We start from the raw sequence: 18,663 nt of genomic DNA on the forward strand, positions 1-18,663 counted from the left end.
CCTACCATTCCGACAGAATGAATGGGCGGGGCGTGGCTTTATGGACATCGGACGCTTTCAGGGTCTGATCGCGATACAGGAGGCGATCGCGCGCGAGGGCGGGGGGCTCTCCGCCGTGCTCGATGCCATCGTCCGCGAATTGTCGGTCATGCCGGCCGCCGATGGGGCGGTGATCGAACTGCTCGATGGCGACCAGCTGGTCTACGCCGCAGCGAGCGGTGCCTCCGCGGACCTGGTCGGGCTGCGATTAGGCCTCGATACCAGCCTGTCTGGGCTCAGCCTGCTCAGCGGCCAACCCCAGCGTTGCGAGGATTCGGAGCGCGATATGCGGGTCAATCGCGAGGCCTGCCGCCGCGTCGGCCTGCGCTCGATGATCGTCGTGCCGATCCCGCATCATGGGCGCTTTGTCGGAACGCTGAAATATCATGCGCCGACGGTTTCTGCCTTTTCAGAGGAGGATATGCTGGTAGCACATCTCCTTGTCGGTCCGATTGCCGTGGGCTTCAGCCGGATCGCGGAGGATGATGCGAACCGCGCGCGGAAGGAATTGCAGGACATCGTCCGCCTGAAGCAGCAGTTCGTTTCCACCGTCAGCCACGAATTGCGGACACCGCTGACCTCGATCTCGGGCGCGCTGGGGCTGCTCGCCAATGGTACGGCCGGTGAGTTGCCTGACACGGCGGCATCGCTGATCGACGTGGCGGCCCGCAATACGGGACGGCTGCGTCGTCTGGTCGACGATCTGCTCGATCTTGATCGCATGGATTCGGGGCAGTTCGAATATTATTTCGTCGATGCCGACATCGGCCTGCTGTTGCGCGATGTCGTTGCGCAAAATCTGCCCTATGCATCGCAGGCAGAGGTGAAACTGGGCCTGGATGTTCCATCCGACACCGTCCGCACGCGTACCGACCCCGACCGACTGTTTCAGGCGATCACCAATCTGGTGTCTAACGCGGCGAAATTTTCACCGGCCGGGGAGGTTGTGCGCGTGTCACTGCGCGCCGATAGCCGCACGCTCGTAATACGGGTCAGCGACAACGGTCCGGGCATTCCGGAGGAGTTTCGCACCCGCCTGTTCGATCGCTTCGCGCAGTCCGCCCATACGCGCGGGCTCAGCCGGCAGCCCGGAACTGGGCTGGGACTCGCGATCGCTCGGACCATCGTGACGCAACTGGGCGGGACGCTACGGCTCGATGAAGCGCAAACCAAGGGAGCTTGCTTCGAGATACAGCTCCCCCTCGTAGCGTCCGCGGGAACCGCCCCAGCGGAGGACTAAGCGCCGCCGGGGTGGCATTTGTCCGGGGGATCGCTTAACGGAGCCGCGATTCCCGATCACCGCAGCAGGACAGACTCCTCATGAAGACTCCCACGACGCCGGCCCCCGACCAGGTGAAGATCAGCCGCGCGCTGCTTTCGGTGTCCGACAAGAGCGGTCTGGTGGAGCTGGGACAGGCGCTGGCGTCCTGGGGCGTCGAGCTGGTTTCGACTGGTGGGACCGCCAGGGCGCTGCGCGAGGCTGGCCTCGACGTGAAGGACGTTTCCGACATCACCGGTTTCCCGGAGATGATGGACGGCCGCGTCAAGACGCTGCATCCGATGGTCCATGGCGGCCTTCTGAGCGTTCGCGACGATCCCGAGCACGCCCGGGCCATGACCGACCACGGCATCGGCGGCATCGACCTCGTCGTCGTCAATCTCTATCCCTTCGCCCAGACCGTCGCCAAGGGCGCGGAGCGTGACGAAATCATCGAGAATATCGATATCGGTGGCCCGTCGATGGTCCGCTCGGCCGCAAAGAACCACGCCTATGTCACGATCGCGACCGATCCGGCCGATTATGCCGAGATCATCGCGACGGGCGGCACCACGAGCTTCGCGATGCGCAAGCGTTTCGCCGCCAAGGCTTTCGCGGCGACCGCGGCCTATGACGGCATGATCTCCTCCTGGTTTGCCGAGGTCGATCAGGGCGAGACGCTGCCGGCGACGCTGTCGATCCCGGTCCGCCTGGCCGAGACGCTGCGCTATGGCGAGAATCCCCACCAGCAGGCCGCCCTTTATCTGCCGTTCGGCAGCGGGGCTCGGGGGATCGCCCAGGCGACCCAGGTGCAGGGCAAGGAGCTCAGCTATAACAATTACAACGACGCCGATGCGGCGCTGGAGCTGGTCAGCGAGTTCCGCGACGGACCGCCGACGGTGGTGATCGTCAAGCACGCCAACCCTTGCGGCGTCGCCAGCGCGGATACGCTGATCGAGGCCTATGAGGCCGCGCTCGCCTGCGACAGCGTTTCGGCGTTCGGCGGGATCATCGCGGTCAACCGTCCGCTGGATGGCAAGACCGCGGAGGCGATCAGCGGCATCTTCACCGAAGTCGTCGCCGCGCCCGATGCGGACGACGATGCCAAGGCGGTCTTCGCAAAGAAGAAGAATCTCCGCCTGTTGCTGACTGGCGAGCTTCCCGATCCGGCGCGTGGCGGCATGACCGTCAAGAGCATCGCCGGCGGCATGCTGCTCCAGTCGCGCGACAATGGCCGGATCACGCGCGATCAACTCAAGGTCGTCACGAAGCGGGAGCCGACGGCGCAGGAGCTGGAAGATTGCCTGTTCGCCTGGACGGTCGCCAAGCACGTCAAATCGAACGCGATCGTCTATGCCAAGGGCGGGTCGACGGCAGGCGTCGGCGCGGGCCAGATGAACCGCCTCGAGTCCGCGCGCATCGCGGCGTGGAAGGCGAAGGACGCCGCCGAGAAGGCGGGCTGGTCGACGCCGCGCACGATCGGCTCGGCGGTCGCCTCGGACGCCTTCTTCCCCTTCGCCGACGGGTTGCTGGCCGCGGTGGAGGCTGGTGCGACGGCTGTCATCCAGCCCGGCGGGTCGATCCGCGATGCCGAGGTGATTGCGGCGGCCGACGAGGCGGGGCTGGCCATGGTCTTCACCGGAATGCGGCATTTCCGTCATTGACGGCTCTGCCCTTGGCATCGGTGGCAGCGTGCGAAGCGGTTGACCCCACGCTGCCCCATGCCTTTAAGGGGCACCGCGACAAGGGGAGGGTGAAGCAGGATGTCGGGCTCGGCAGGGCAGCGTAAGGGAAGCTTCGAGCCGCTCCGCCACGTCCTGTTTCGCCGCGTCTGGACGTCCAGCGTCCTGTCCAATTTCGGCCAGCTCATCCAGAATGTCGGCGCGGCCTGGGCGATGACCAGGCTCACCGGGCGCGCCGATATGGTCGCGCTGGTCCAGACCGCCACCTTCGCACCGGTCGTCCTTTTGTCGCTCCCGGCCGGCGCGATCGCCGACAGCTATGACCGGCGCAAGATCGCCCTGATCGCGCTCGGCATCATGCTCGGCGGCGCTTCGGGCCTCACCCTCGTGACCCTGTTCGACATGCTGACGCCAGCCTTGCTGCTGCTGTTCTGCACGATGGTCGGCACTGGCATGGCGCTGTTCACACCCGCCTGGCAGGCGTCGGTCGGCGAGCAGGTGCCCCGGGAGATTTTGCCCCAGGCGATCGCGCTCAATTCGATCAGCTACAATGTCGCACGCAGCTTCGGCCCGGCCGTGGGCGGGCTGCTCGTCGCGGTGGCTGGCGTCGCTTCCGCATTTCTGCTCAACGCCATCGCCTATCTGCCGATGCTGGCGACGATGTATTTCTGGCGTCGCAAGCAGGAGAAGCACCGGCTACCACCCGAAGCGCTCGGCCGCGCGATCATCTCTGGGATCAGGTTCATCGTCCATTCGCCGCCGATCCGCACGATCTGGCTGCGGATCCTCGTCTCGGGCATGGTCGGTTCGGCCCCCATGGCGCTGATGCCGCTGCTCGCACGCGATCTGCTTGGCGGCGGGGCTGCGCTGTTCGGCATATTGCTCGGCTTCTACGGCATGGGCGCGATCCTCGGCGCCACCTTGATCGGCCCGATCCGCGAGAAGGTGAGCAATGAGGGAATGATGGCGGTCGCGATGGCGGTCATCGGGTCCTCGATGGTCGGCATCGCGCTGAGCGCATCGGCCATATTGACCTGTGCGCTCCTCGTCATTGTCGGTGCGTCCTGGATGATCGTCATGGCGCTGGGAACGATCGGCATCCAGCTGTCCTCGCCGCGCTGGGTCACCGGTCGTGCGCTGGCCGGTTTCACGACGGCGGCCTGCGCCGGTGTCGCCTTCGGCAGCATCGGTTGGGGCCATGTCGCGGAAAATCATGGAACTGCGGTCGCCATGGCCGCGTCGGGCATCGGCTTGTTCTGCGTCATTCCGCTGGGGCTGATCCTGCGGATGCCGGAAGTGGAAGTGCAGGGCGAACATGGCCTGCAGCTGGGCGATCCGGACGTGGCGCTCGACATCACCGGTCGAAGCGGACCGATCAGTCTGACGATCGAATATCGGGTCGCTGTCGACAATGCTCGCGACTTCCACAATGCCATGCTGGCGATGGAGCCGATCCGGCATCGTACCGGCGGCTATGCCTGGTCGCTGGCGCGCGACATCGGTGATCCGGAACTGTGGATCGAACGCTATCACACGCCGACCTGGAACGATTATCTGCGCCAGCGCGAGCGGCTGACCGCCGCCGACATGGCCGCCTGGGAGCGCGCGCTGTTCTTCCATATCGGCGAGACGCCCCAGGTGAGACGGCGTATCGAGCGGCCGTTTGGATCGGTGCGCTGGAGCGACGACGTGCCGGACCACGGCCTGCGGGTCGCCATTCCCCAGCCGAACTGATCGCGCCGCGCAGGTCTGTCAGGCCTCGCGGAAACGGAACAGCATGCGGTCTTCGCTGGTGAAGCCGAACCGCCAGATGATCAGCCCGAAGGCCAGCAGGATCGCGGGGATGCCAAAGGCCAGCTCGGCCCATTCGGGCAGCCGCGTGAAGAGATAGCCGACCGCACCTGCGACCAGCGAGGCCCAGACCAGTGGCCAGCGCCAGCCGGACACGGGTGCATCGAGCAGCCTTGCCAGCAGCTTGGCCTTGGCGATCGAGGCGATTCCGAGCGCGAGCGCGAGTGCAATCGCGGGGGCCGCCGACTGCCAGATGACCGGCAGGCCCAGTTCGTCCCGCAGCAGCAGCACCAGCGCGAAGCTGAGCAAGATCTGCATGAGGATCATGCCCATCGATATCCACAGATTCAGGTGGCGGGCCACATAGATCAACGCGGCCTCGGACACGGCGGCAGTCGCGGCGACGACCTCGGCGAGCAGCAGGAAGGCGAGGGCGATCGTCCCCGCGACGAAATGCGGGCCGACGAGGCCCATCACGCCCTCGCCGGGAATGCCCAGCGCGAGACCGACGGCGGCCTGCGCAGCGATGATCCAGAAGCCGACCTGGGCGACCTGCTTCGCGACCGCTTCTCGGTTGCCGGCTTCGAGATTGCGCGTGATCACCGGTCCCAGGATCGGGTCGAAGCTGGTCTTCAGCTTCTGTGGCAGCGAGGCAACTTGCTGCGCGACATAATAGATGCCGACGATGGCGGGGGAGAAGAACAGGCCCAGGATGGCGATGTCGAGACGGCGCGATCCCCATTCGATCGCGTCGGCTGCTGCCAGTGGCACGTTGCGCTTCGCCAGAAGGAAGAGCGAGCTTGGGCGGGGGCGCCAGCCATGGGGCCAGCCGAAGCTCTTGAGCAGCGGCCAGATCGAGGCGACGAGCGCTGCCACCATCGACACGACATAGGCGATGATCAGCCCGTCGCGCAGCGAGTAGAAGGCGAGGCCAAAGGCGGCGATGCTGATCGTCCAGGGTTCGATGACCGACCGCGCGCGGACCGTCGCGGCGATATCGAGCCGGTAGGCGAGCGCCGCCAGCGAGATGTCAGACCAGGCCAGCGCGAAGATGGTCAGCGGCAGCAGCCATTCGAGGCCGTTGATGTCGCTGTTCGGGAACATCAGCTGGGGCAGGGTACCCAGCACCGTCGCGGCGACGGCGGAAGCGATGGCTGCCAGCAGAAGCGCGTCCCAGACGACATGGACATGCGGCCGCTCGGTGGCGGAGAGCTGGGCCGCCAGCCCGCGCTTCAGGCCCAGCGTCGCGAGGGTCGCGACGAACTCGACGATGATGATCGCATAGGCGAAGCGGCCCAGCGCCTCGGCCCCATACCAGCGCCCGGCGATGAACAGGAAGGGCAGGCGCGCCGCGAGACGCAGCAGGAAGCCGAAGAAATTGGTCCGGCCGCCCTTGGCGAGCGCCTTGATGTCTTCGCCTTCCTTGAGGGCGTCAGGTCCCGCTGCGGCGGACTCGGGGGGCAGGCTCAATGTGCGGCGCCCCAGCTGGTTCCCGTGCCGATCTCGACGCCGAGGGGAACCGAAAGCTCGACCAGCGGTTCGGCCGCCTTGGCCATGACCTCGCGGATGACCGCGCTCGCCGGCTCGACCTGGTCAGGGGACAATTCGAACACCAGTTCGTCATGCACCTGCAGCAGCATGCGGACGTCGGACAGCCCTGCAGCGGCCAGCGCCGGGTTCATCCGGACCATCGCCCGCTTGATGATGTCGGCGGAGGTGCCCTGGATCGGTGCGTTGATCGCCTGGCGTTCTGCCGACTGGCGTTCGCCCTGCTTGGCGCTGCGGATACCCGGGAGATGGGTCTTGCGACCGAACAGCGTGCTGACGAAGCCCTGCTCGCGGACCTGCGACAGGGTCGAGGCGATATAGTGGTTGATGCCGGGGAAGCGCGCGAAATAGCGGTCGATCATCCCCTGCGCCTCGTCGCGCGACACTTCGAGGCGACCGGCCAGCCCCCAGGAAGAGATGCCGTAGAGGATCGAGAAATTGATCGTCTTGGCGCGCGCGCGGGTGTCGCGGTTGACCTCGCCGAACACCTCCTGCGCGGTCAGCGAGTGGATGTCGTCGCCGCGCGCGAAGGCGTCCTTCAAGGCCGGCACGTCCGCCATATGCGCGGCGAGGCGCAATTCGATCTGCGAATAGTCGGCCGACAGGATGACCTTGCCGGGTTCGGCGACGAAAGCATCGCGAATGCGGCGGCCGATTTCGGTCCGGATCGGGATATTCTGGAGATTGGGGTCGGTCGACGACAGCCGTCCGGTCTGCGCCACAGCCATCGAGAAACAGGTGTGCACCCGCCCGGTCTCGGGATTGATCTGCTCCTGCAGCGCGTCGGTATAGGTCGACTTGAGCTTGGTCAGCTGACGCCATTCGAGGACGAGCCGTGCGATCTTCGCGCCTTCGCCTGCCAGCCGTTCCAGTTCGGACGCGTCGGTCGAATAGACTCCGGTCTTGCCCTTGCGCCCGCCCTTGAAGCCCAGACGATCGAACAGGACTTCGCCAAGCTGTTTCGGGCTACCGACCGTGAAGGGGCCGCCGGCCTCGGCGTGTATCTGCATTTCCAGCGCGGCGCTCTGCCCGGCAAACTCCGCCGACAACCGGGCCAGTTCCTCGCGATCGACGCGGATGCCCGCGCGCTCCATGCCGGTCAGCACGGGAACGAGTGGCCGGTCGACGAGCTCATAGACCCGCGTCGCGCTTTCCGGGGCGAGCCTCGGCTTGAGCCGTTGCCAGAGGCGCAAGGTCACGTCGGCATCCTCGGCCGCATATTCGGTCGCGCGGTCGAGCGTCACCTTGTCGAAGCTCATCTGGCTCTTGCCGGTGCCGCAGACGCTTTTGAACTCGATGCAGCCATGATCTAAATGGCGACGGGCGAGTTCGTCCATGCCGTGACCGCCCAGACCGGCGTCCAGATCATAGGATAGCAGCATCGTGTCGTCATAAGGCGCGACCTCGATTCCGTGGCGGGCGAGGACCACCATGTCATATTTGATGTTCTGGCCGATCTTCAGCACGTCCGGCGCCGCCAGCAGCGGCCGCAGGCGTTCGATGGCGACATCCATCGGGATCTGCACCGGCCGTTCGGACAGCAGGCCATCGCCGACATGGGCGAGCGGGATATAGCAGGCGCGGCCCGCCGCGGTGGCGAGGCTGACGCCGACGAGCAGCGCCCGGACCGGATCGATCGAATCGGTTTCGGTATCGACCGCGACGCGCCCTGCGGCATGCGCCTCGGCGATCCAGCGATCGAGCGCCTCCACCGTGACGACCGTCTCATAATCCTTGTGATTGAAAGGCACCTGCTCGACGGTCTGAGCGGGCTTTTCCTGTGCGCCGGGTGCAAGCGCCAGCATGGTCGGGCCGCCGCTGGGCAGCGTCGCGGGGCCATCGCCCTGCACCTTGGCGAGCAGCGACTTGAAGCCCATGTCCTCGAGGAAGGCGCGCAGAGGCTCGGGCGGAAGGCCCTTGAGCGCCAGACCGTCGAGCGGCTCGGGTAGCGGCGCGTCGTATTTCAGCCGGACAAGCTCGCGTGACAATCGCGCATTGTCGGCATGGTCGATCAGCGATTGTTTCAGCTTGGGCTTGGTGATCTGGTCGGTCGCGGCGAGCACCGCTTCCAAACTACCGAACTGCTGGATCAGTTGACTCGCCGTCTTCGGGCCGATGCCCGGGACGCCAGGCACATTGTCGACGCTGTCGCCCATCAGGGCGAGCACGTCACCAAGCGCTTCGGGTTCGACGCCGAATTTCTCGAGTACATGCTCGCGGCCCAGGCGCCGGTTGTTCATCGTGTCGAGCAGGTCGAGGCCCGGCCGGATCAATTGCATCAGGTCCTTGTCGGACGAAACGATCGTCACCTGCCAGCCCTGGGCAAGGGCTGCTTCGGCATAGCAGGCGATGATGTCGTCGGCTTCGAGGCCGAGTTCCTCGATGCAGGGAACCGAGAAGGCGCGGACGGCGTCGCGGATCAGCGGAAATTGCGGAACCAGATCCTCGGGCGGCGGCGGCCTGTGGGCCTTGTACCGGTCATACATCTCGTTGCGGAATGTCTTCGACGAGGCGTCGAGAATGACCGCGAGATGAGTCGGGCCATCGGCGTGGTGCAACTCGTTGATCAGCTTCCACAACATGGTGGTGAAGCCATAGACCGCGCCGGCGGGCACCCCGTGGCGGTTGGTCAGCGGGGGCAGGCGATGATAGGCGCGGAAGATATAGCCCGAGCCGTCGACCAGATAGAGATGGTTGGATGACATGGAGCGGGGGGATAGCAGGGCTTTGGCTGCCGCGAAACCGCGATCCGCTTCCCGGGGTTAGCGTTCGCCGAGCGCTTCGGGCGATCCGGTCCACCCGCCGCCCAGAGCCTGATAGAGCTGGATGCGCGCCGCAATCGCATCGGCGTGGACCTGGGTCAGGTTGAGTTCGGCGGCGAGCAACTGCCGTTGGGCGTCGAGCTGTTCGAGATAGGGCGAATAGCCCTCGCGATAGCGGTTCGTGGCGAGCTTCACGCCGCCGGCGAGCGCATCGCGCTGGCCGGTCGCCAGCGCCTGCTGTTCATCGAGACGCTGGACCGCCGCCAAGGCATCCTCGACCTCGCGAAAGGCCGTCAGCACCGTCTTGCGATAGCCGAAGGCGGCCTGATCGCGTCGAGCGGCGGCGGCCTCGCTCTGCGCCGCCAGCCGTCCGCCCTGAAAGATCGGCGCAAGGATGCTGCCGCCGATGCTCCAGATGGCGATCGGATCGGACAACAGGCTGGAAATCGCCGCCCCGCCGCTGGCGGCCAGCCGGACCTGGGGGAGGAACTGCTTGCGCGCTGCCGACAGCGAGCGGTCGCTCGCGGCCAGCTGATATTCGGCCTGCGCGATGTCGGGGCGCCTTCGCAGCAGTTCGGAGGGAAGACCCGCGCCGATCGTCGGTTCCGCAAGGGCTTCGAGCCCAGCACCGCGGCTGATGGCCTGCGGAAGACGTCCGGTCAGCAGGCTGAGGGCGTTTTCGGCGCGCGTGATGGCGAGCTTGACCTGCGGGATGATCGCGGCGGTGGCATCATATTCGGCCTGCGCCTGCTGCAGTTCGAGGCGCGGCGAATAGCCATTGCCGACCCGCGAGCGCGCGATGTGCAGCGATTCCGCGCGGGCCGCCAGCGTGCGTTCGGCGATCTTCAGGCGGGCGTCGAGCCCCAGCAAGGTCACATAAGTGGATGCCGTCGTCGCGGCGACCGTCAGCCGTACCGCGTCCCTCGCGGCAGCGCTCGCGAGATAGTTATCGCGCGCCGCCCCGCGCTGATCCGCGAGGCGCCCGAAGAGATCGAGTTCATAGCCGATCTGGACCTGCGGCTGCGCCGCATTCTGCACTTCGGGTGTGCCGAAGGCGCTGACGCTGCGCGATCGTCCGCCGGTCACGGACGCATCGATCGTCGGCAGCAATGTGGCATTGATGCCGCGCAGCGCGGCGCGCGCCTCGCGCACCCTGCCGGCGGCGATGCCGATGTCGGGATTGGCAGCACGCGCCGCCTCGACCAGCCGGCTCAGTTCCGGGTCGCCGAAGCGCCCCCACCAGGCAGGATCGCCGGGCGCACCCGCTTCGCTTGCGGTGCGCCAGTCGGACGGCAGAGCGAGCGGCGCGATCGCTACGGGCTGGGCATCACGGCCAGCACAGGCAGTGAGCAGGGCCGGCAACAGGAGAGCGGCAAGACGCTTCATTGTACGCCCCGCGTATCGACCTTGGCCTCCACAGACATGCCCGGCCGCAGCCGGACCGCGAGCGCCTGGCCGGGATCGACCCTGATGCGCACGGCGATGCGCTGCGCCACCTTGACGAAATTGCCGGTCGCATTGTCGGGCTTGAGGACGGCGAATTCCGATCCGGCGGCGGGTGCCAGATTCTCGACCCGACCGCGCAATTCCGCGCCGCCCAGGGCATCGACCTTGAACGTCGCTGGCTGACCGACCCGCATGCGGCGGGTCTGCGTTTCCTTGTAGTTCGCCACGACCCACACGTCGCGCGGGACGAGGAACAGCAATTGCGTGCCCGCCGTCACGAAGGCGCCATTGCGAACGCCGATTTCGGACAGTTGCCCGTCGACGGGCGCACGAATGACGGTGTTCTCCAGGTCGATCCGGGCGAGCCGCAACTGCGCCTCGGCGCCCTCGACGGCTGCACGCAGGCCCGAGCGGCCCACCTGCACCGTGCGCACGTCCTGCGTGCCGATGGCGCGGGCGGCCTGTGCCTGGCGGACATTCGCCTCCGCTGCGCGGAGGACCGCACGCGCCTGATCCCGCTCCCGCTCCGAAATTGAACCGTCCGCCACCAGCGCGTCGGCGCGGTGCATGTCGGCCTGCGCACGCGCCAGCTGCGCCTGGGCATTGGCGATGCCGGCGTCCTGGCTCTGTGTGGCAGCTTCCTTCGCCCGCTCTGTCTGGGCGGAATTGGCGAGCGACGCCAGCTGCGCGGCGAGGTTCGCCTCGGCCTGCGCGACCTTGGCGCGGTAGATCCGGTCGTCGATCGTGACGAGGATCTGGCCAGCCTTGACCTGCGCGAAGTCCTGAACTGCGACGCTGGTGACGTAGCCGCTGACCTGCGGGCTGATGATCGTCACCTGGCCGCGCACATAGGCGTTGTCCGTCCGTTCGAAGCGGCCCGCGAAAGGCGGCAATTGCCATGCATAGAGAATGGCGAGCACGGCGACGATGGCGATGGCCGCGATAGCGAGGATGACCGGGCGCCCGCGCTCCGGGGGAAGCCAGCCCGATGGCGTCGCGCCCGTCGCGGCAGGGGCTGGGGATGTCTGGTCATTCATTGGGGGCGTTCCCGGCCGCAGCGCGGCGTTGCAGTTCGATGAGAGGGGAAGGTTCCCCACGGCGCTTGATCCCGAGGCGGATCAGATAGCTCCAGACGACTGCTCCGGCGGCCAATATGCCGACGAGGAGGAAGACGTCGTTGAAGGCGAGGATATTGGCTTCGCGGCTGACCGCCCGGGCGAGCAAGGCGGCGCCCTCGGCCGAGCGCAGAGCCGGATCCACGACGACGCCCGATACGGCAGCGCCGCCCGCCTTGATGCGGGCGACGACCTGCGGATCGCTCGCCACCAGCGCCTGGACCAGCTCGTGCGAATGATATTTTTCGCGGACAACCTGGAAGGTGCCGAGAAGCGCGGATCCGACCAGCCCGCCCATGCTCTGGCTGATGCTGAACAACACGATGAAGCTGATGAAGTTGCGGGTCCCCGCCAGCAACGTGCGCGCGATGCCGATCACCATCGCCTGCGCCATGAACAGCAGCGAAGCGAAGCCGATCAGCGCCTGGCTGAGGTAGAAGCTCGACGGGCGCGTGAGGTTGGTCGCGTCGCTGTCCATCAGCGCACCGACCATGATTAGGATGACCGCGATGGTGATCGGTCGCGAGATATTGTCGGGCCGGATCGTCAGCACGGCGGTGACCATTCCGGCGATCGAGGCTATGACGATGATCAGGTTGAGGGTCACCATCTGGTCGTTGATCATGCCGAGGGCGTTGAGCAGCCCTACCGACCCGAAGGCCTGTTCGGACAGCAATATGCGTACCGAGGCGGCAACGGCCATCAGGCGCATGATTTCCCGCGTCCCAAGCCAGCGTGTGTTGATCAGCGGATTGGCGCGGCGATGCTCGACGATCAGCGCGGCCGCGATCAGGGCCATGCTGGCGGCCAGTGCGCCTCCGATCCAGGGCCGTTCCAGCCACCACTGGACCCGCCCCTGGCTGAGCACCGCGATCAGCAGCCACAGACCCGGCGCGAGCAGAAAGAAGGTCAGGAAGTCGAGCTTCTCGAACGCCTTGACCCGTTCGCTGGGGGGCAGGGGAAGCGCCAGCACGGCGGCAAGGGTTGCCAGCGCAAGCCCAAGCTCGAACCAGTAGAGCATATGCCAGTCGCCGGCCGTGAGCAGACCGGGCGAGAGCATACGGGCCAAAGGCGTCGCCAGCTGGGGAATGCTTATTCCCAGCATGATCCCGGCGAGCCGCTTCGGCGCGGGCATCGCCTGGCTCAGATAGAGGACGGTAAGCGTCGACAGGCCGCTGGCCGCGATCCCGCTCGCCGCACGCACCGCGACCGAGGTCCAGAAGTCGTGGACGAACAGATGCGCGAAGGTGGTCAGCGCATAGGCCGCGAGCATGTAGCGGATGAAGGGCTGGATGCCGAATTGCTGGCGATATTTGACGAGCAGCAGATTGCCGGTGACGTTGGTCATGAAATAGGCGGCGGTCAGCCAGGCAGCCTCGTCGCTGTTCAGCCCCAGCGTGCCCTGCGCGAAATTGAGATTGACGGTGACGAGGGCATTGCCCAGGCCGCCCGTGATGCCGACGAGGCAACCGATCAGGAAATAGAGCCGCCGGCGCGCGGTCGGGTGATCCGGATTGGCGGGCGAGCCCGGCAAGGTCGGACGTTCGTGCGGCTTGAAGATATAGGCTGGTGTGTCCGCCATCCGATGTTCCAGTTTGAGCGCCTTCAGAACCGGCGAAACTGGTTTCGGTTCCGTTTCAGATCTCGTCGGTCTTCACGTCGCGCAGTCGCCTGGTCGAAATCCGCGGTTCGTGGCTGAGTTGCCCCATCTCCATGATCTTCGCCCGCAGTTCGGCACGCTTCTCGTGGATCGAAGCGATGACCGGGCCCATCGCGATGCCGAGGTCGACCAGCACGGCCTCGGACAGTTGGAGCGAGGATTCGAGAGTCTCGGGGACCGCATCGGTGGCGCCCGCGCGGTAGAGTTCGGCCGCGTGGTTCGGATCGCGGGCGCGGGCGACGATCGTCAGATCGGGGTGCAGCCGCCGAACCTGCCGCGTGAGCCGGACGACCTGGACGGGATCGTCCATCGTCAGGATCAGCGCCGTGGCGTTGGACAGGTCCAGATGCTCGACCATGCCGGGGCGGGCGATATCGCCGAACATGACCGAATAGCCGCGCTTGCGCGCGTGATGGACGGTGTCGATGTCGGCGTCGATCGCCAAATAGGGCTTTGAATGGGTGCTGAGCATCTGGGCGACAAGCCGCCCGACGCGACCGAAGCCCGCGATGATGGCGCGGCCGGAATGTTCCTCCGACGGGACCTCTACATCCTGGTCGCGCTCGTCGACCCGGCGGGCCAGGTCGTGGCCGACGCGTGCGAGAATGGGCGTGATCGTCAGGCCGATCGCCGTCACCATCTGCCAGAAGGCGGCGGTGTCGGCTGCGATCAGCCGGGCCTGTGCGGCGGTCGCCAGCACGATCAGCGTGGTTTCGGAGGGCGAGGACATCAGCAGCCCCGTCTCCGCCGCCACCGCCCGCTTGGCGCCCCAGAAGCGAAGCAGGCCCGCGGTGATCAAAGCCTTGACAAGCACCACCGCAATCACTGCGACGGCGAGCTTGTCCCAGTTTTCGAGGATCATTACGGGGTCGAGCGACATGCCGACGGTGATCAGGAACACGCCTAGCGCCAGACCCTTGAATGGTGCGGTGACCAGTTCGACTTCGGCATGATAGTCGGTTTCCGCGATCAGCAGGCCGGCGATCAGCGCGCCGACGATCGGCGACAGGCCGACGGCGGTGGTCGCGATGCTCGACAGGATGACGACCAGCAGGCTGGCGGACAGGAACAGCTCCGGATTCTTGGCGCGCGCGGCCTGAGCGAACAGCCGCGGCAGCAGGAGCCGCCCGCCGATCAGCATCGCGGCGACCACGGCAATGCCGAGCATCACCGTCCTGATCAGCCCGTTCCATCCGTCTGCGTCGCCATAGGGCGCCATGACGCCGAGGGCGAATACGATCGGAACCAGTGCGAGATCCTCGAGCAGGAGAATCCCGAACGCGCGCTGGCCGATCGCGCCGGTCGTTCCCACCATGGGCAGGACGAGTGCCGTGGACGACAAGGCAAGCGCCAGGCCAAGCCCCAGCGACCCGGCGGCGCTCTGCCCGGCGATCCAAAGCGAGAATCCCAGAATCACTGCAGCGAGGACCAGTTTGGACGTGCCCAGGCCGAAGACGGTCCGACGTAAGCCCCACAGTCTGCGGAAGCTGAGCTCCAGGCCGATCGAGAAGAGCAGCAGGACGATCCCGAACTCGGCAAAGGGCTCGATCGACCGGGGGTTGGTGATCGTCACATGGTAGAGCCAGGGGAAGCGGTCGGTCAGCGTTCCCAAGCCATGCGGACCGGCCAGCATGCCGACCAGGATGAAACCGATGACCGGCGTGATCCGGAAACGGGCGAACAAGGGGATGACGATCCCGGCGGTTCCGAGGATGACCAGCGAATCACTGAAGGCTTCGGAATGGATCGGTAGCGCCATGCCCCGATCATTACGGATCACCCCCGGATTGACCACCCTAGGGCATAAAATGCTTTTGCATCCCGACTGTTGATCCCAACCAGTTGAGACGTCGCAACAGGAGCAAAAGGCCAGGCGCGCGGGTGCATCATGCGAAGCTCGGTGCCCACCAAGCCTTCGTCGCGGAATGCGAGATGGCGATGGCAATGAGGCGCCGGAGAGTGAAGCGCTGACAGAAAAGGGGCGCCGTCCCGATGGAACGACGCCCCGATCATCTTGTAACGTCAGGCAGGGATCAGGCCCAGTTGGCCATCTCCGCTTCCAGATTGACGCGGATCTGTTCGAAGAACTGCTCCGTGGTCATCCAGGGCTGGTCCGGGCCGATCAGGATAGCGAGATCCTTGGTCATGCCGCCCTTCTCGACGGTTTCGATGCAGACCCGCTCGAGTGTCTCGGCGAACTTGACGACGTCCGGCGTCTCGTCGAACTTGCCGCGGAACTGCAGGCCCTGCGTCCAGGCGAAGATCGAGGCGATCGGGTTGGTCGAGGTCTGCTTGCCCTGCTGGTGCATGCGATAGTGGCGGGTGACGGTGCCGTGCGCCGCTTCGGCCTCGATCGTCTTGCCGTCGGGCGACATCAGCACCGAGGTCATCAGGCCGAGCGAGCCGAAGCCCTGCGCAACGGTGTCCGACTGGACGTCGCCGTCATAATTCTTGCAGGCCCAGACGAACTTGCCGCTCCACTTGAGCGCCGAGGCGACCATGTCGTCGATCAGGCGGTGCTCGTAGACGATGCCCGCTTCCTTGAAGGCGGCGGCGAATTCCGCGTCGAACACGTCCTGGAACAGATCCTTGAAGCGGCCGTCATAGGCCTTCAGGATGGTGTTCTTGGTCGACAGATAGAGCGGCCACTTGCGGTCGAGCGCATAGTTCATGCTCGCGCGGGCGAAATCGCGGATCGAGTCGTCCAGATTGTACATACCCATCGCAACGCCGGCCGACGGATAGTTGAAGACCTCATGTTCGATGGTCTCGCCATTCTCGCCTTCCCAGACCATGCGGAGCTTGCCGGGGCCAGGGACAAGAAAATCGGTTGCACGATACTGGTCGCCGAAGGCGTGGCGGCCGACGACGATCGGGTCGGTCCAGCCGGGAACGAGCCGGGGCACGTTCTTGATCACGATCGGCTCGCGGAAGACGACGCCGCCGAGAATGTTGCGGATCGTGCCGTTGGGCGACTTCCACATTTTCTTGAGCTTGAACTCTTCGACGCGGGCCTCGTCCGGCGTGATCGTGGCGCACTTAACGCCGACGCCATATTGCTGGATCGCCTTGGCGCTGTCGATCGTGATCTGGTCGTTGGTCTCGTCACGCTTCTCGACCGAGAGATCGAAATATTTGAGGTCGATGTCGAGATAGGGGAGGATCAGGCGTTCGCGAATCCACTGCCAGATAATCCGCGTCATCTCGTCGCCGTCGAGTTCGACGACCGGGGTTTTCACCTTGATCTTCGCCATGCTTCTTCATCTCCGGGGAAGGATATTGCCGCGTGTCCCTATGCCGAGAAATCGGCAGGATCAACCGCTCGCGCGGCCTTTTCTCGGCATTGGCGACAAAGATTTCCGCGGATGATCGCCAGCGGCAATGATTGTCAGCCGGTATCGCTGTCCCTACAAGGTCGCGATGACCTCGCTCGAAAAACCCGAAATCGGCACCACCTCCGTCAAGTGGCGCTGGCCCAGCATCCACCCCGAGGGACGCAAGTTCGTCCTCATCTCGGCGGTTATCTGCCTGATCTTCGCGCTCATGGCGTGGGAAACCCTCGCCTGGCCGATGGCCGGAATAACCGTCTGGGTTGCCGCCTTCTTTCGTGACCCCGTCCGCAGAACGCCGGTGGGCGAAGGTCTGGTGATTGCACCGGCCGACGGGCTGGTGACGATGATCACCACCGTCCCGCCGCCGCGTGAGCTGGCCGGAGAGGATGGACTCGGCGATGCGCCGATGACGCGCGTCTCGATCTTCATGTCGGTGTTCGACGTGCACATCAACCGCACGCCGATCGCCGGGACGATCAAGCGAATCGTCTATATCGCGGGCAGCTTCCTCAATGCCGATCTCGACAAGGCGAGCGAGGAAAATGAACGCCAGCATTTCCTGGTCGAGGGGCCGGACGGTACCCGGATCGGTTTCACCCAGATCGCCGGGCTGGTTGCGCGTCGCATCGTGCCGTTGACCAAGGTCGGCGAAACCGTGGGGCTGGGGCAGAGAATTGGCCTGATCCGCTTCGGCAGCCGCGTCGATGTCTATCTTCCGGCCGGAACGGGGCATCGCGTGGCCTTGGGGCAGCGCACTATCGCCGGAGAGACCGTGATCGCGCGGCTCGGCGAAAGCGATCGGACGATCGGCGCCGCTCAGTGAGCGGGCAGGGCGTCTGGGGGAACTGAGAATGGCGATGCTCGGCAGACGCGAAAACATCCGGCGCGGGATTCCTGCGCGCGCCGTTGCGCCCAATGCGGTGACGGCGCTGGCACTGTGCTCCGGCCTCACCGGCGTCCGGTTCGCGATTGCGGGCGAATGGGAAAAGGCGCTGATCGCCATTCTCGTCGCCGGGATCCTCGACGGGCTCGACGGACGCATTGCCCGGCTCCTGAAGGGTGAGAGCCGTTTCGGAGCGGAACTGGACTCGCTGTCCGACGTGATCGCCTTCGGGGTGTCCCCGGCGATCATCATGTTTCTCTGGTCGCTGAACGCAATTCCTCGATTTGGCTGGGTGTTCGCCCTCGGCTATGCGGTCTGTGCAGCCCTCCGCCTCGCGCGTTTCAACGCATCGATCGACAAGGCCGAGCATCCGCGCAAAGCGGCCGGCTTTTTGACCGGCGTGCCCGCGCCGCTCGGAGCCGGCATCATGCTCGTTCCCGTTGCGATGTGGCTGTGGAGCGACGTCGTCTGGTTTCGCGATCCCTATTTCATTTGCGCATGGGCGGCCCTGGTCGGCTTCCTCATGATCTCGGATGTAGCGACCTACAGCTGGTCGTCGCTTCTGATTTCGCGCGCCTGGCGTCTGCCCGCCTTGCTCGCGATCGCCATGCTGGGAGCAGCCCTGTTTACCGCGCCCTGGCATACGCTCAGCCTGATCATGCTCGGCTATCTCGCGACCGTCCCCTTCAGCGTCGCAGGCTATAGTCGGGTCAAGCGGCGACCCGAAGCGGTTGCTGAACAGGCGTCGTCCGGAACTGAACCTGACGCGTGACCCGTACCCGGCGGTGGGCTGGCATCTGCTGCTCCGGCCGAGTGCACTCCGATAGACGCAAGGCGCGTCGGATATAGGGCATTTCCTGTCTGGCCGTCTCGATCACGACGGCGATCGACAGCAGGATCATCGACGCGAAAAAGGTGAAGAACAGCAGCTGAAGCATCGAATCTACTCCGTTGCAGGCGAGCCGGGTAACGCTCTTGTCGGCTCGCGGTGCCATATTCTCTCGATGAACATGTTATGTTCTTATAATGTTCCATCTGTCAAGCGCTGTTGAAGGCTTGCCTTTCGGGCGACGGTGGATTAAGTCGCCGCGCATTCCGCATGTGGGGCACACATACCGGTGCCGGGTTTCCCGGTGACCGCCCCACA

Annotated in this window: 12 protein-coding genes; 5 read left to right on the forward strand and 7 right to left on the reverse strand. The window is 65.6% G+C overall.

The window, feature by feature from the left end; translation table 11 throughout:
- The first annotated feature begins 40 nt into the window (after positions 1–40).
- The 3 genes from ACNI3R_RS06375 to ACNI3R_RS06385 all read left to right on the forward strand — a co-directional run bounded on the left by ACNI3R_RS06375 (position 41) and on the right by ACNI3R_RS06385 (position 4,713).
- On the forward strand, positions 41–1,279 hold the full coding sequence (locus ACNI3R_RS06375; protein ID WP_426180917.1) for a sensor histidine kinase: 1,239 nt from the start codon (positions 41–43) through the stop codon (positions 1,277–1,279).
- An 80-nt stretch (positions 1,280–1,359) separates the two neighbouring features.
- Positions 1,360–2,961: a bifunctional phosphoribosylaminoimidazolecarboxamide formyltransferase/IMP cyclohydrolase gene (gene purH, locus ACNI3R_RS06380; protein ID WP_426180918.1), complete on the forward strand. Its 1,602-nt coding sequence runs from the start codon at positions 1,360–1,362 to the stop codon at positions 2,959–2,961.
- Positions 2,962–3,060: 99 nt separating this feature from the next.
- Positions 3,061–4,713 carry an MFS transporter gene (locus ACNI3R_RS06385; RefSeq protein ID WP_426180920.1) on the forward strand — a complete coding sequence of 551 codons (1,653 nt, stop codon included), beginning with the start codon at positions 3,061–3,063 and terminating at the stop codon, positions 4,711–4,713.
- A gap of 18 nt (positions 4,714–4,731) precedes the next feature.
- Here the strand turns inward: ACNI3R_RS06385 and ACNI3R_RS06390 are convergent, their stop codons facing one another.
- From ACNI3R_RS06390 to ACNI3R_RS06420, 7 genes are all read right to left on the reverse strand, one after another.
- Positions 4,732–6,240, reverse strand: a complete 1,509-nt coding sequence (locus ACNI3R_RS06390; protein ID WP_426180922.1) for a lipopolysaccharide biosynthesis protein — start codon at positions 6,238–6,240, stop codon at positions 4,732–4,734.
- The gene (polA, locus tag ACNI3R_RS06395; protein WP_426180923.1) at positions 6,237–9,023 is read right to left on the reverse strand and encodes a DNA polymerase I; all 2,787 of its coding nucleotides are present in this window, start codon (positions 9,021–9,023) and stop codon (positions 6,237–6,239) included. Before polA ends, ACNI3R_RS06390 begins: the two co-directional genes overlap by 4 nt.
- Before the next feature lie 57 nt (positions 9,024–9,080).
- A complete protein-coding gene (locus ACNI3R_RS06400; RefSeq protein WP_426180925.1) occupies positions 9,081–10,466 on the reverse strand; it encodes an efflux transporter outer membrane subunit in 1,386 nt (461 codons plus the stop codon).
- Positions 10,463–11,563, reverse strand: a complete 1,101-nt coding sequence (locus ACNI3R_RS06405; RefSeq protein WP_426180927.1) for an HlyD family secretion protein — start codon at positions 11,561–11,563, stop codon at positions 10,463–10,465. The genes ACNI3R_RS06400 and ACNI3R_RS06405 overlap by 4 nt, the downstream gene beginning before the upstream one ends.
- Complete coding sequence (locus tag ACNI3R_RS06410) at positions 11,556–13,223, reverse strand: MFS transporter (RefSeq protein WP_426180929.1); 1,668 nt, start codon at positions 13,221–13,223, stop codon at positions 11,556–11,558. The genes ACNI3R_RS06405 and ACNI3R_RS06410 overlap by 8 nt, the downstream gene beginning before the upstream one ends.
- 55 nt (positions 13,224–13,278) lie before the next feature.
- The gene (locus tag ACNI3R_RS06415; protein WP_426180931.1) at positions 13,279–15,060 is read right to left on the reverse strand and encodes a cation:proton antiporter domain-containing protein; all 1,782 of its coding nucleotides are present in this window, start codon (positions 15,058–15,060) and stop codon (positions 13,279–13,281) included.
- Positions 15,061–15,334: 274 nt separating this feature from the next.
- Positions 15,335–16,555 carry an NADP-dependent isocitrate dehydrogenase gene (locus tag ACNI3R_RS06420; RefSeq protein WP_426180933.1) on the reverse strand — a complete coding sequence of 407 codons (1,221 nt, stop codon included), beginning with the start codon at positions 16,553–16,555 and terminating at the stop codon, positions 15,335–15,337.
- A 166-nt stretch (positions 16,556–16,721) separates the two neighbouring features.
- Between ACNI3R_RS06420 and ACNI3R_RS06425 the strand changes: the two genes are divergently transcribed.
- Entirely contained in the window at positions 16,722–17,456 is a 735-nt protein-coding gene (locus tag ACNI3R_RS06425; protein WP_426181472.1) for a phosphatidylserine decarboxylase, read from the forward strand.
- A 34-nt stretch (positions 17,457–17,490) separates the two neighbouring features.
- Positions 17,491–18,288 carry a CDP-alcohol phosphatidyltransferase family protein gene (locus ACNI3R_RS06430; RefSeq protein WP_426180935.1) on the forward strand — a complete coding sequence of 266 codons (798 nt, stop codon included), beginning with the start codon at positions 17,491–17,493 and terminating at the stop codon, positions 18,286–18,288.
- The last annotated feature ends 375 nt before the right edge of the window (positions 18,289–18,663 follow it).

The sequence above is a fragment of the Rhizorhabdus antheiae genome, assembly GCF_049889055.1.
Lineage (GTDB): Bacteria > Pseudomonadota > Alphaproteobacteria > Sphingomonadales > Sphingomonadaceae > Rhizorhabdus.